The sequence below is a fragment of the Pantoea sp. BJFS-204 genome, assembly GCF_049310725.1.
Taxonomy (GTDB): domain Bacteria; phylum Pseudomonadota; class Gammaproteobacteria; order Enterobacterales; family Enterobacteriaceae; genus Pantoea; species Pantoea agglomerans.
Window position 1 is genome coordinate 47,936 of record NZ_JBMOWE010000007.1, and the last position, 12,428, is coordinate 60,363.

The 12,428-nt window shown below is 57.8% G+C and carries 13 protein-coding genes; 8 read left to right on the top strand and 5 right to left on the bottom strand.

The window, feature by feature from the left end; translation table 11 throughout:
* The first annotated feature begins 43 nt into the window (after positions 1 to 43).
* The gene (gene xylR / locus ACO6VX_RS17850) at positions 44 to 1,222 is read left to right on the top strand and encodes a D-xylose utilization transcriptional activator XylR (RefSeq protein ID WP_010672192.1); all 1,179 of its coding nucleotides are present in this window, start codon (positions 44 to 46) and stop codon (positions 1,220 to 1,222) included.
* 58 nt (positions 1,223 to 1,280) lie between these two features.
* Here the strand turns inward: xylR and ACO6VX_RS17855 are convergent, their stop codons facing one another.
* From ACO6VX_RS17855 to ACO6VX_RS17875, 5 genes are all read right to left on the bottom strand, one after another.
* Positions 1,281 to 2,414, bottom strand: coding sequence for an ROK family protein (locus ACO6VX_RS17855; protein WP_191920564.1), 1,134 nt, complete (start codon positions 2,412 to 2,414; stop codon positions 1,281 to 1,283).
* 305 nt (positions 2,415 to 2,719) lie between these two features.
* Positions 2,720 to 3,460 (bottom strand): DNA replication protein DnaC, encoded by a 741-nt coding sequence (gene dnaC / locus ACO6VX_RS17860; RefSeq protein WP_010258898.1) that lies wholly within the window; start codon positions 3,458 to 3,460, stop codon positions 2,720 to 2,722.
* Positions 3,460 to 3,996 (bottom strand): primosomal protein DnaT, encoded by a 537-nt coding sequence (gene dnaT / locus ACO6VX_RS17865; RefSeq protein ID WP_033780812.1) that lies wholly within the window; start codon positions 3,994 to 3,996, stop codon positions 3,460 to 3,462. Before dnaT ends, dnaC begins: the two co-directional genes overlap by 1 nt.
* Before the next feature lie 111 nt (positions 3,997 to 4,107).
* Positions 4,108 to 4,788, bottom strand: coding sequence for a hypothetical protein (locus tag ACO6VX_RS17870; protein WP_010671597.1), 681 nt, complete (start codon positions 4,786 to 4,788; stop codon positions 4,108 to 4,110).
* Between the two features lie 75 nt (positions 4,789 to 4,863).
* Positions 4,864 to 5,550 carry an autotransporter gene (locus ACO6VX_RS17875; protein ID WP_022624795.1) on the bottom strand — a complete coding sequence of 229 codons (687 nt, stop codon included), beginning with the start codon at positions 5,548 to 5,550 and terminating at the stop codon, positions 4,864 to 4,866.
* Positions 5,551 to 5,703: 153 nt separating this feature from the next.
* On the opposite strand from ACO6VX_RS17875, the gene ACO6VX_RS17880 reads away from it, so the two are divergent.
* From ACO6VX_RS17880 to ACO6VX_RS17910, 7 genes are all read left to right on the top strand, one after another.
* On the top strand, positions 5,704 to 6,270 hold the full coding sequence (locus ACO6VX_RS17880) for a DNA-3-methyladenine glycosylase I (protein WP_422458245.1): 567 nt from the start codon (positions 5,704 to 5,706) through the stop codon (positions 6,268 to 6,270).
* A gap of 110 nt (positions 6,271 to 6,380) precedes the next feature.
* The gene (locus ACO6VX_RS17885) at positions 6,381 to 7,043 is read left to right on the top strand and encodes an OmpA family lipoprotein (RefSeq protein WP_010258904.1); all 663 of its coding nucleotides are present in this window, start codon (positions 6,381 to 6,383) and stop codon (positions 7,041 to 7,043) included.
* 135 nt (positions 7,044 to 7,178) lie between these two features.
* Positions 7,179 to 8,159: a LacI family DNA-binding transcriptional regulator gene (locus ACO6VX_RS17890; protein ID WP_129063207.1), complete on the top strand. Its 981-nt coding sequence runs from the start codon at positions 7,179 to 7,181 to the stop codon at positions 8,157 to 8,159.
* Positions 8,160 to 8,224: 65 nt separating this feature from the next.
* Complete coding sequence (locus tag ACO6VX_RS17895) at positions 8,225 to 9,250, top strand: LacI family DNA-binding transcriptional regulator (RefSeq protein WP_010258906.1); 1,026 nt, start codon at positions 8,225 to 8,227, stop codon at positions 9,248 to 9,250.
* A gap of 139 nt (positions 9,251 to 9,389) precedes the next feature.
* Positions 9,390 to 10,139 (top strand): hypothetical protein, encoded by a 750-nt coding sequence (locus ACO6VX_RS17900; RefSeq protein WP_010258907.1) that lies wholly within the window; start codon positions 9,390 to 9,392, stop codon positions 10,137 to 10,139.
* 9 nt (positions 10,140 to 10,148) lie between these two features.
* A complete protein-coding gene (locus ACO6VX_RS17905; protein WP_010671602.1) occupies positions 10,149 to 11,114 on the top strand; it encodes a sugar kinase in 966 nt (321 codons plus the stop codon).
* A 32-nt stretch (positions 11,115 to 11,146) separates the two neighbouring features.
* Positions 11,147 to 12,427 carry an MFS transporter gene (locus tag ACO6VX_RS17910; protein WP_022624800.1) on the top strand — a complete coding sequence of 427 codons (1,281 nt, stop codon included), beginning with the start codon at positions 11,147 to 11,149 and terminating at the stop codon, positions 12,425 to 12,427.
* Position 12,428: the final 1 nt, after the last annotated feature.

The window sequence follows — 12,428 nt, forward strand, 5'->3', positions numbered from 1 at the left end:
CCGTGTTATGCAATGCGCTGAGGATTTAAGGGAACGCGCCATCATGCATGAGAAACGCTATCGCATTACCCTGCTGTTTAACGCCAACAAAGTGTATGACCGTCAGGTTGTGGAGGGCGTCGGTGAGTATCTGCAGGCGTCGCAGACTGACTGGGATATCTTCATCGAAGAAGATTTCCGCTGCCGCATCGACAACATCCGGGAGTGGCTGGGCGATGGGGTGATCGCCGATTACGACGATCGCTCTATCGAAACCCTGCTGTCAAATGTCTCCGTGCCGATTGTCGGCGTTGGCGGCTCTTACCACCGGCAGGAGGATTATCCGCCGGTGCATTACATCGCGACTGACAACGCCGCGCTGGTGGAGAAAGCCTTTCTGCATCTGAAAGAGAAGGGCATTAACCGCTTCGCCTTTTATGGTTTACCGGTCTCCAGCGGCAAGCGCTGGGCACAGGAGCGTGAACAGGCGTTTCGCCAGCTGGTGGGACGTGAGCGCTACCAGGGCGTGGTCTATCAGGGCATGGAAACCGCGCCGGAAAACTGGCAACACGCCCAGAACCGTCTCGCCGACTGGCTGCAGACACTGCCGCCGCAAACCGGCATTATCGCCGTCACGGATTCACGGGCGCGACACCTGCTGCAGGCGTGCGAACACCTGAAAATACCGGTGCCGGAGAAGCTTACGGTGATCGGGATTGATAATGAGGAGCTGACCCGCTATCTGTCACGCGTGGCGCTCTCGTCCGTGGCGCAGGGCTCGCGACAGATGGGCTATCAGGCGGCTAAACTGCTGCATCGGCTGCTGGATAAGCAGCCCTTACCGCTTCAGCGTATCCTGGTGCCGCCGGTGAAAGTCATCGCCCGGCGCTCTACCGACTTCCGCTCGCTGCGCGATCCGGCGGTGATTCAGGCGATGCACTACATCCGCTTCAACGCCTGTAAGGGGATCAAAGTGGAGCAGGTGCTGGATGCAGTCGGGCTGTCGCGCTCTAATCTGGAAAAACGCTTTCGGGATGAGACCGGCGACACCCTCCATGCGATGATCCACCGTGAAAAACTGGAAAAAGCGCGCGAACTGCTGGCCTCTTCATCGCTCAACATCAACGAGATCTCGCAGATGTGCGGCTATCCTTCGCTGCAATACTTCTATTCGGTCTTCCGCAAAAGCTACGACACCACGCCAAAAGAGTATCGCCAGCATTTTGGGGAGAATGTGTTGTAGCAGGAAGCGTTCAGTCTGAGGTGGATGGATACCGGATGAATGAGGGCGGCTTGAGCCACTAGATCATCCGCTGCTCACTCTGCTCCAGCACCGCCAGCGCCAGCCCGTTGGCCGGATCGATCCGCTGCTCAGGAAAGTGCAGCAGGGTATGTGCGGCGGTAAAGGCCAGCGCGTTGCCGTGTGCGGTAGTGCGCACCGCCTTGCAGAAGACTTCACTGGCGTTCCACGGACAATCAATGATGATGGTGGCGGGATTGAGCAGCAGCATAATCTGACTCAGCGCCGCACCCAGATAGCCACCCGCCTGCGCCATCACCTCATCCACCACCCGTGGCGCGCTGTCGCGGTTCTGCCAGCTCAGGCCAGGCTGACGCTGCGCCAGCTGCTGTTTAACCGCAGGCTGGCTGACCAGCGCTTCCAGGCAACCGCGGCGGCCACAGCTGCAACGCGGGCCGTCGGGCTGGACAACCAGATGTCCCGCCTCGCCCGCCGTCCAGCTGTGCCCGGTAAATACTTCGCCATGCTGTACCAGTGCGCCGCCAATTCCCTCGGAAATACGCAGATAAAAGTGACCGCTCTCCACAGATAATCCACGTAGCTGTACCGCCAGCAGCGCAGCGGCTTTGACATTATTCATAATGCGGATGGGGAGACTGACGTGCTTACTCAGCGCGCCCAGCAGGTCAACATCCTGCCATTCGAGGGGCAATGAAATATGCATCCAGCCGCGCCGGGGATCGACGATACCGGGAAAACCCAGGCCAATGCCGAGCAAATCAGGATAGCTTTTCACCAGTTCCCGGCACAGCATCGCCAGCTCAGCCAGCAGTCGGGTCGGGTTACTGGTATCGGTGCGCAGCGTCTTTTCAGCCAGCACCTGTGAAAAATAGTCGCAGACCCGCCAGTGGATGACGTTGCGTTCCACCATGATGCCTGCGCTCTTGAGTTTTTCCGGTCGCAGGGTAATCCCGATTTTAGGCCGTCCGGCGGAAGCGACGCTGACCGGCCCCAGCTCCTCTATGAGGCCCTGCTCCAGCAGGTCATCAATGATTAATGAGACGGTATTTTTGCTGAGTGTCAGCGTCTCCGCCAGATCCTGACGCGACGTCACGCGCAGCTTACGCAGCTGAGTCATCACCCGTTTCTGGTTATTCAGTCGCAGTAGTGCAGGGCCTTTGCCGTTCGTTTTCATTACGGGTTCACTCAACAGAGGAGTAAGAATTGAGTGTATCAGCCCATACGTATTCCACATCCCACACTTTTGCGGGCTGTTTCACACAACCCGATCGCCTGTGGCTAAGATCGTGACCGCGATCAGATCGTGGGATTAATGCCGGATTTTCTGCTGCACCAGTGGCCGGACGTCGGGATGATCCTGACTCAGCGCGTCCGGCTGCGCCGGGCATGGGCGGAAGGGCAAAGGCGGTGTAGCGCGTCGTTATGACGAGGGGCTTCAGGCCCGATGAGCGCAGTGACCCGGCGCTGCCGGGTCACTGTTTAATATTCGTCGCCGCGTACCCGACTGCGATAGCTTTCCCAGTCGAAGCGCACCCACAGGCTGTTGCCGAGGCGCATACGGTCCATGACACGCTCGCCCAGCAGCGTATTCATGCCCGCATGGTCGAGGTTGGATAACATGCCGGTCGGGCGTTTCGAGGAGGATCGGCGATCGACAATCTGGTTAATAATCACTTTTTCGTAGCGCGATTCGCTCTGCATACCGATCTCATCAATCACCAGCAGATCAACACTGCTGAGATCCTGAATCAGCCGCTCTTCGGTAATGCCGCTGCTGCCGCTGAAGGTGCCCTTCATGCTCGACATCAAATCAGCAACCGTCACGATCAGCACGCTTTTACCGCGCAGGATCAGGTCGTTGCCAATCGCGGCGGCCAGATGGTTTTTACCGGTGCCGGGACGGCCTGAAAAGACAAAACTGGCGATGCTGCCATCAAATTCAGCGGCATACTGACGCGCCAGTTCCAGCGCCTTGCGCTGTCCCTCATTCTCTACCCGGTAATTATCAAATGAGCAGTTCATATGCAGCTCTCGAATGCCGGAACGGCCCATTACGCGCTGCATTTTCATTGCGCGATTCTCACGCACAATCGCCTCTGATCGCAGGCGACCCTGCTCCTGATTCCACGCCAGTAGCTCTTCGCCATTGGCAAATTTAGGACGTGTGCCTGCGGGCATCATTTTTTTCAGACGGTTAAAGAGATCGTTTGGCGTTTTCATCATTCACCTCGGAAACCATCGGGAATGGTACGGTCAGGATCGGGCAACTGCGTGATATCACGCTTCGGTTGCCCGCCGTTTGCGGCACGGTTCATCTGAATGCTGCGTGCCAGTTTCTGTTGCCACTGCACATGATGGAACATCCGGCCTTCCGCCTGCCAGTAGGCCACAAAGGCCGCCAGCTCACTGGGGGTCACCGGTTCGCCCAGCGCCACACCCCAGATCGCGGCCTGGCGCGTAAAGTCGGCATCCGGCTGCCAGCCCTGATACATGGCGAACTTACCAGCCGGCGTATGGATCGCGGCGGGAGAATCGTCATACAGGCTGTCATCCAGCGCCACATCATTCGGCTGCCGGGCGGCGGCTTCCAGCGCCAGCAGCTCAGCCAGACGCTTAGGTGTGATGGCGTACATCACCGGCGCATAATTATCTAACACCGCCAGCGTGCCCTTTTCCGCCTGCTGCAGGGCAGTCAGCGGATCCTGTCGGAAGGCATCCAGGCCAATGAGCGTTGAAGTTAAGATTTTAGCTGACATGAAAAGACCTGAGGTTAACGAACACCTTGCGCCGGGAACCCGTCGCCGACGCAGAAGTGTTTATTGTACCTTTTTTAATGATGCGGATCGCTTAAAAAGCAAGAGTGCGGATCAGTGCGAGGTGACCGGAGAAGTGGCGTGACGGGCCGGTGCAGATTCGGTGGCGTGCACGCTGACGGCAGCGGCGGCCGGACGTGTCTGCCATAGATAGCGAACCGAGGCCAGCCAGCACAGGCCGTAACCCAGCAGTTCGGTACCCTCTTCGGCCATGTTTTTCACCACGCGGTTGTAATCCCCCAGCATCAGGTGCTGCCACAACGCATGAATACCAAACAGTCGTGAGAAGACCAGCACCACTAAAAAGCCGGAGGCCATCACCGGCCAGCTGCGGTGCTGCAGCAGCCTGGCCAGCGCATGCAGGGTTTTTTTCGGCGTTCGCAGCGCGACGGCCAGACAACCGGCCGTCACCGCCAGGGCGAACCAGATCCAGCTGCCATGCTGGATGGCATCAAACACAAAGTCGAGTTCACGGATCAGCATACAGCTATAGAAGCCCGCCACTAAGGTCAGCGCGCCGCGCTGAGCCGGACGGCGCTGGGCCGCAATAAAGAACAGGGCGGCAATCACCGCCAGCATGATTTCCTGGGTGGTTTCAGTAAAAGAAGTTTCGTGCAGCGCATCATTCATCCAGGCCACATCAATATAGATGGGCAATATCATCAGAGCGAGAAAGAGTGCTGCCAGTATGAAGACCGTCATTTCACGGCCAATAATTGTCAAATCGTTGCGCATAGTGTTACCAGTATAATGATTAGCGGACTCATTATATTTTAAACGCCCGATTCCCTTTCTCTTTTCATGCCTCGGTCAGAAGCTGGCGCTGAAGCCAAAGGTATAAAGTTGCTGCTCCTGGTTATTCAGCGCTTCGCTTTGTGAAAACGCGGCGAAAGCCGCCAGATTATCGTTCAGAGGCACTTGTGCACCGATGCTCAGATCGATGCCTTCGGACTGATCGGTGCCGTTCGTCGCCTCACGCCGGGAATTCTGCGGCGAGTCTGCCAGCAGATAGTGATAACTCAGCTGCGCCCAGGGCGATATCCATCCCTGCTGTGAATCGATGCGCCAGCCGACGCTGGCGCTCTGCTCACGACTCTGTTGATCGCTGTAGTCACATTGCAGACAGTTCATCTGCTGCGGATCAACGGCATACTGCGCCACCGGCCCGGTGGTAAATGACGGGGCAATGGGCAGGTCAACCCCAGCCCGATAGCGTTTTCCCAGCGGGGTGGTGCCTACGCTGCCGGTTTCACTGTGGACGGCGATGGGTGACGCGGTGGGAGAGTTGATGGCGGCTTCAAACAGGGCGCGGCTCTCATCGCTGAAGGCGAGTGGCGTCAGGGCGATCTTCTCCGCCAGAATCGTATCGTAGTCGGGCAGAAAGTCGGGATGTTGAGGCGCAGAGATGCCGCCGCGCGCAAAAGTCGGTTGCGTTAAGATTAACAGCCATACAGCACAGCAGATCCGCAGACCTTTCCAACCGCTTCTCGGCAACATCGCTTCTCCAGGCAAGGCTGAAGTTATTATCCGGCGTTTAAATTAAATTTCGGCCCGTCTCTGTTATTTAACCGGTGATCGTTTAACTATCAACCGATTAATTCTAAGATCAAGCGGACCGCTAAAATATTCTTGTTATAAAGGAACAAAGCGATGCAACGATGTGGTTGGGTAACGCAGGATCCCCTCTATCTGGCTTATCACGACAGGGAGTGGGGTGTGGCACAGAGAGACAAGCGTGCGCTGTTTGAGATGCTCTGTCTGGAAGGACAGCAGGCGGGGTTATCCTGGATTACCGTGCTGAAAAAGCGGGAAAACTATCGGGCGGCGTTTCACCAGTTTGATCCGCAGGCCATAGCGTTGATGGATGCGGCAGAGATCGACACACTGATGCTCAACAGCGGCATTATCCGCCACGCCGGTAAAATCGCGGCGATTATCGCCAACGCCCGTGCTTATCTTCAGATGGAAGCGCAAGGGGAGGATTTCAGCCACTTCGTCTGGCAATTTGTCGATAACGTACAAATCGTTCACCATTATCCCGACTATAGCCTGGCTCCCACCACGTCAGAGCAGGCCATTGCGCTCTCGAAGGCGCTAAAGCAGCGTGGTTTCAAATTCATCGGCCCCACAATCTGCTACTCCTTTATGCAGGCCTGCGGGCTGATAAACGATCATCAGAGCAACTGTTTTTGCCATCCTGACAACCAAAAGGCGTAATTCCCGTTAAATCAGGATTTTTCCTCACTACATTCCCGGCCACCAGGCGGCATAATCGTGCCACTTATGGGAAAGGTTTTCCCCTGTGTGTCGAATGTAAGGGAACAAAAATGCAGAAGAAATTAATCGCCATCACCTTGTTATTAAGCGGCAGTCTGGCCCTGCCAGGTTGTACCACCAATCCTTACACCGGCGAATCTCAGGCGGGTAAGTCAGGTGTGGGCGCAGGCCTGGGTGCGTTAGTGGGTGCCGGTGTCGGTGTACTCTCCTCGTCGAAGAAAGATCGCCGTAAAGGTGCGCTGATTGGTGCTGCAGGCGGAGCCGCACTGGGCGGTGGCGTGGGCTACTACATGGATGTGCAGGAAGCGAAACTGCGCGACAAGATGCGCGGAACGGGCGTCAGCGTGACCCGTAATGGCGATAACATCGTCCTGAATATGCCAAACAATGTCACCTTCGACTCCAGCAGCAGCAATCTGAAACCTGCCGGCGCGAACACCCTGACAGGTGTTTCAATGGTGCTGAAAGAGTATCCGAAAACCGCGGTAAACGTAGTGGGTTATACCGACAGCACCGGCACCCGCGCGCTGAACATGCGTCTGTCACAGCAGCGTGCTGAAAGCGTCGCCAGCGCGTTGATCGTGCAGGGTGTTGCCAGCGATCGCCTGCGCACCCAAGGTGCAGGCCCGGATAACCCGGTTGCCAGCAACAGCACCGAAGCAGGCAAAGCGCAAAATCGTCGTGTTGAGATCACGCTCAGCCCGCTGGGATAAACGCGGTCGCCCCCGCCCGGGGGCGCCTTTTTTCTGTAAAGCATCGCGTTAAAAGTATCAGTAATGTTTCTGCGAATAGAGCCAGCAGAGGCTTTATGGTAGTCTGATCAAAAATTGATCAATGGACGCCTTCCCATGTCTCTTAAAGCCATCGCTGCGGTTTTAGGTCTTTCCGTAACGACCGTCAGCCGCGCCCTCAACGGTTATCAGGATGTCGCTCCGGAGACGCGTAAACGCATCGAAGAGGAAGCGCAGCGGCGTGGCTACCGGCCTAATGCGGCGGCCCGGCGTCTGAAAACCGGCCGTGCTAATGCAGTGGGGTTCGTCTACCCGATCGGTGCCTCTCCCCTGAATGGCAGCGACTTCAGCGACATGCTGCTGGCGCTGGAGCATCACCTTGCCCGTTATGACATTAACCTGCTGTTGCTGGCGGATAAGCAGCAGAGTCAGGCGACGCTGACACGCCTGCTGCGCAGTGGCGCCGTTGATGCCCTGATCGTCGGCCACACCACGCCAGAAGACAGTCGGCTTCATGCTCTGCTCCAGACCAATTTTCGTTTTCTGGCGCTGGGCCGCAGCGATCTGCCATCGACCTATGCGTGGTTTGATGTTGATCACCTTGCCGGTTCACAGCTGGCGGTGGGCTGGTCGCTGGCGCAGGGACGGCAGCGGATAGCCTGGCTTGGCAGCAATGAAAACAGTACGCGGGTGCGTGACCGGCGTCAGGGTTATCTGACGGCGCTGGGGGAGGTTACGCCTTATGCGATGGCGGCGGTGGCGCCGTCGCGTCGCGCCGGCTATCAGCAAACCCGGGAGTGGCTGGCAGAGGGGCCAGTACCGGAAGTGATCATCACCGACTGCGCTGCGCTGGCTGAAGGCGCGGCTCTGGCGCTGCAACTGGCGGGGCGTGCAGCGGGCGAGGGTGCCATTCTGCTGGCGGGCTGGGAAGGATTGCCGCGAGATGCGATTCTCGATCATCCCATTGTCGCCATTCGCCAGGCGACGCCGCATCAGGCCGGTGAACAGGTGGCTGAAATGGTCATCCGGCTGATTGATGGCGCACCGCCGGAGACGTTACAGACCCTGTGGCAACCCTGGCTGCAATTACCGGCGTAGCGCTTTTTGCGCCGGGCTTTGCTTGTGCTAGTCTCTGCCGGGTTTCTTATTACGCAGGATATCTCATGAAAATCAGGCCGCCTCGCGCCACCATCAGCGATGTTGCTCACGCGGCACGAACCGGTAAAACCAGCGTTTCACGCTATCTCAATGGTGAACTGCATCTGCTCTCTGCCGGTCTGAAAGCGCGGATCGAACAGGCTATTGCTGATCTCAGCTATCGCCCGAGTCAGATGGCGCGCGGCCTGAAGCGCGGACGTACCCGCCTGATCGGGCTGATTATCGCCGATATCACCAATCCCTATTCTGTTGATGTCATGAGCGGTATTGAAGCTGCCTGCCGCGAGCAGGGCTTCACGCTGCTGATGTGTAACACCAATAACGAAGTGGATCTGGAGCAGCACTATCTGCAATTGCTGAGCAGCTATCAGGTTGAGGGCATTGTGGTAAACGCCGTCGGGATGCGCGAAGAGGTGCTGAACCATCTGCAACAATCCCTGCTGCCGATGGTGCTGATTGACCGTAAAATCCCCGATTTTCCCTGCGATGTGGTGGGCCTGAATAACGCCGAGGCAGCTGAAACGGCAACGCGGCATCTGGTCGACAATGGCTATGATGCGCTGCTGTTTCTTAGCGAGCCGCTGGGCAGCGTCAACACGCGCCGTGAGCGCCTGCAGGCCTTCCGCCAGCTACTGGCAGAGCATCCGCAGGTTGAGCATGAGAATACGGAAGTGGCGCTGCATCAGCCCGCCGCGCTGGATCAGGCGCTGCTGGCCTTTCATCAGCGTCACACCGGCAAACGTTGCGCAGTGATGGTCGCCAACGGGGCGCTGACCCTGCAGGTAGCGCGATCGCTACAGCGACTCAATCTGCACTGGGGCCGCGATATCGGCCTGCTCGGTTTTGACGAACTGGAGTGGGCGGCGCTGGCCGGTGTCGGTATCACCACGCTGAAACAGCCCACCTGGCAGATTGGCTACAGTGCGCTGGAACGACTGATTACGCGCATCGAAGGCAGCGGATTGCCGGTTGCCGAGCAGGTCTTTTCTGGCGAACTTATCGTTCGCGGCTCCAGCCAGCCTCTTAACTGAATTTCAGATTTAACCTTCCGTTTACGTGCTCGCTTCGTGAGCACGATCATAATTTCACAGTTTGCTGCTTTGCTTTGGAACCGGTTCCATTTAGGGTTTTTGTATTCGTTATGAGCAGAACCCTGCCATGGAGTAGAACATGAAACCTGACATCATCGTGGTGACCGCCGCATATGGCCACGCACAGATCGCCGCTCTCGGCGGTCAGCGTGCGCTGCTGCCGATTATCCAGCAGGCGGGCGCAGACGGGGTCGAAATCCGCCGCGAACTGCTTGATGACGCGGCACTGGCCGATCTGCCGGCACTGGCCCGGGCGGTGGCGCAGCATCAGCTGCACAGCAGCTATTCGGTGCCCGATACGCTGTTTTGTGACGGCGGCGAAATCAATCCCCGTATAACCCACTACGTTGAAGAAGCACGCCAGTTAAACGCTCAGCGGCTGAAAGTGGCGCTGGGAGAGTTCACCGGTGCGCTGCCTCGCGAAGCGTTGCAGGCGCTGCTGGCGGATCTGCCGTTTCAGCTGACGGTAGAAAACGACCAGACTGAGCATGGCCGACTGGCTCCGTCAGTCGCCTTTTTCACGGCGGTCAGGGAAGCGGATCTGCCGATCAGCATGACCTTTGATATGGGTAACTGGTGCTGGACCGGTGAGGATGCCGATCAGGCGGCGCAGCAGCTGGCTGCGCAGGTGGGCTATGTGCATGTCAAAGCCGCCGTGGCGCACCAGGATAGCTACCGCGCGATTGCGCTGGATGAGGCTGATGACCACTGGCGCACACTGCTGCAACAGTTGCCCGCACAGGCACCGCGCGGTATTGAATTTCCGCTGGAAGGCGACGATCTGACTGCGGTGACACGCCACTACGTGTCGCTGCTGCGTAACGTGTAAGGAGTGAAGATGACCACGCATCACACTATGCATCACAACGGTCCGCTTGATGTTGTCACTATCGGTGAAGCGATGGCGATGTTCATCGCCCGTGAAACCGGCGACCTGGCCGCAGCAGAGACCTTTGTTAAACGCGCGGCGGGCGCTGAACTCAATGTGGCGACCGGCCTGGCTCGTCTTGGCCTGAAAGTGGGCTGGGTCAGTCGTATTGGCGATGACGCTTTTGGCCGGTTTATCTGCCAGCAGCTGGAAAAAGAGGGTATCGACCACGCCCGGGTGACGGTCGATAAGCGCTATCCCACCGGTTTTCAGCTCAAGTCCAAAGTCGATGACGGCTCTGATCCACTGGTGGAATATTTTCGTAAAGGCTCGGCGGCCAGCCATCTGTCGGTCGACGATTTTGACGCGGACTATTTTGGTTCGGCGCGACATCTGCACCTGAGCGGTGTGGCGGCGGCGCTGTCAGAGAGTTCGCTGGAGTTGCTGAAGCACACCGCCAAAGAGATGCGTGCGCGCGGTAAAACTATCTCGTTTGACCCTAACCTGCGGCCGGTACTGTGGCGCAGCGAAGAGGAGATGCGTAAGCAGCTCAATCTGCTGGCGGAGTATGCCGACTGGGTACTGCCGGGCGAAAAAGAGGGGCTGATTCTGACCGGCTATCGTCAGCCAGAAGCGATCGCGGATTTCTATCTCGATAAGGGCGTGAAAGCGGTCGTGATTAAAACCGGTTGTGACGGTGCCTGGTATAAAACGGCGCAGGGCGAGCAGGGCCAGGTTGAGGCGATAAAAGTCGACAACGTGGTGGATACGGTAGGCGCCGGAGACGGCTTTGCCGTTGGCGTCATCAGCGCCCTGCTGGAAGGTCAGTCGCTGCCGCAGGCGATTCGTCGCGGCAACAAAATTGGTTCGATGGCGATTCAGGTCATTGGTGACAGCGAAGGTCTGCCGACGCGTCAGCAACTGGGCGACGTGTAGTTCGCGCCCCTCTACAGTCACAGGAGTTCCCGATGAAAAAGCAGACAATCGCGCCAAAACGCTGGTGGTTCATCATGCCCATCGTGTTTATCACCTACAGCCTGGCGTATCTCGATCGTGCAAATTTTAGCTTCGCTTCTGCTGCCGGGATTAATGACGATCTCGGCATCACCAAAGGCATGTCCTCGCTGCTGGGTGCGCTGTTCTTCCTGGGTTACTTCTTTTTCCAGATCCCGGGTGCAATTTACGCCGAACGCCGCAGCGTCAAGAAACTGATCTTCTGGTGCCTGATCCTGTGGGGCGGCTGTGCCTCACTGACCGGCGTGGTCAGCAACATTCCGATGCTGGCGGCCATTCGCTTTATTCTGGGCGTGGTGGAAGCCGCGGTGATGCCCGCGATGCTGATCTACATCAGCAACTGGTTTACCAGGTCGGAACGTTCACGCGCCAACACCTTCCTGATCCTGGGTAATCCGGTCACGGTGTTGTGGATGTCGGTCGTGTCAGGCTATCTGATCGAATCGTTTGGCTGGCGTGAGATGTTTATCTTCGAAGGGATTCCGGCGGTGGTCTGGGCGATCGCCTGGTGGTTCCTCGTGCAGGATAAGCCGGCGCAGGCGCGCTGGATGAGCGATGCCGAGAAAGCGGCATTGCAGGCTGAACTGCAGAAAGAGCAGGAAAATATTAAAGCGGTGCGCAACTACAGCGAAGCGTTCCGCAACCGCAACGTGATCATTCTCTGCCTGCAATATTTTGCCTGGAGCATCGGCGTCTATGGCTTTGTGCTGTGGCTGCCGTCGATTCTGCGTAACGGCACGCAGATGGGCATGGTAGAGGCGGGCTGGCTCTCCGCAGTGCCTTATCTGGCGGCGACCATTGCGATGGTGGTGGTCTCCTGGGCGTCGGATAAAACCCAGAACCGTAAGCTGTTCGTCTGGCCGCTGCTGCTGGTGGGCGCGCTGGCGTTCCTGGGCTCTTATCTGGTGGGATCGAACAATTTCTGGATGTCCTACACCCTGTTAGTGATTGCCGGTGCCGCGATGTATGCGCCTTACGGGCCGTTCTTCGCCATTATTCCTGAGATGCTGCCACGCAATGTCGCCGGTGGCGCAATGGCGCTGATCAACAGTATGGGTGCGCTGGGGTCGTTTATCGGTTCATGGATTGTCGGCTATCTTAATGGAGCCACCGGCAGCCCGTCCGCGTCCTACATCTTTATGGGATCGGCCCTGCTGGTTTCGGTGTGGCTGACGCTGATTGTGAAACCGGCGCAGAACAAAGCGCCGCCGCTGCAGGGTGCAAAACCCGCCTGAA

Coding starts and splice junctions, on each gene's coding strand:
- ACO6VX_RS17855 (WP_191920564.1), bottom strand. CDS start 2,414: ATGAAAACGAACGGCAAAGGCCCTGCACTACTGCGACTGAATAACCAG.
- ACO6VX_RS17910 (WP_022624800.1), top strand. CDS start 11,147: ATGAAAAAGCAGACAATCGCGCCAAAACGCTGGTGGTTCATCATGCCC.
- ACO6VX_RS17880 (WP_422458245.1), top strand. CDS start 5,704: ATGCAACGATGTGGTTGGGTAACGCAGGATCCCCTCTATCTGGCTTAT.
- ACO6VX_RS17905 (WP_010671602.1), top strand. CDS start 10,149: ATGACCACGCATCACACTATGCATCACAACGGTCCGCTTGATGTTGTC.
- ACO6VX_RS17895 (WP_010258906.1), top strand. CDS start 8,225: ATGAAAATCAGGCCGCCTCGCGCCACCATCAGCGATGTTGCTCACGCG.
- dnaC (WP_010258898.1), bottom strand. CDS start 3,460: ATGAAAACGCCAAACGATCTCTTTAACCGTCTGAAAAAAATGATGCCC.
- ACO6VX_RS17870 (WP_010671597.1), bottom strand. CDS start 4,788: ATGCGCAACGATTTGACAATTATTGGCCGTGAAATGACGGTCTTCATA.
- ACO6VX_RS17875 (WP_022624795.1), bottom strand. CDS start 5,550: ATGTTGCCGAGAAGCGGTTGGAAAGGTCTGCGGATCTGCTGTGCTGTA.
- xylR (WP_010672192.1), top strand. CDS start 44: ATGCATGAGAAACGCTATCGCATTACCCTGCTGTTTAACGCCAACAAA.
- ACO6VX_RS17885 (WP_010258904.1), top strand. CDS start 6,381: ATGCAGAAGAAATTAATCGCCATCACCTTGTTATTAAGCGGCAGTCTG.
- ACO6VX_RS17890 (WP_129063207.1), top strand. CDS start 7,179: ATGTCTCTTAAAGCCATCGCTGCGGTTTTAGGTCTTTCCGTAACGACC.
- dnaT (WP_033780812.1), bottom strand. CDS start 3,996: ATGTCAGCTAAAATCTTAACTTCAACGCTCATTGGCCTGGATGCCTTC.
- ACO6VX_RS17900 (WP_010258907.1), top strand. CDS start 9,390: ATGAAACCTGACATCATCGTGGTGACCGCCGCATATGGCCACGCACAG.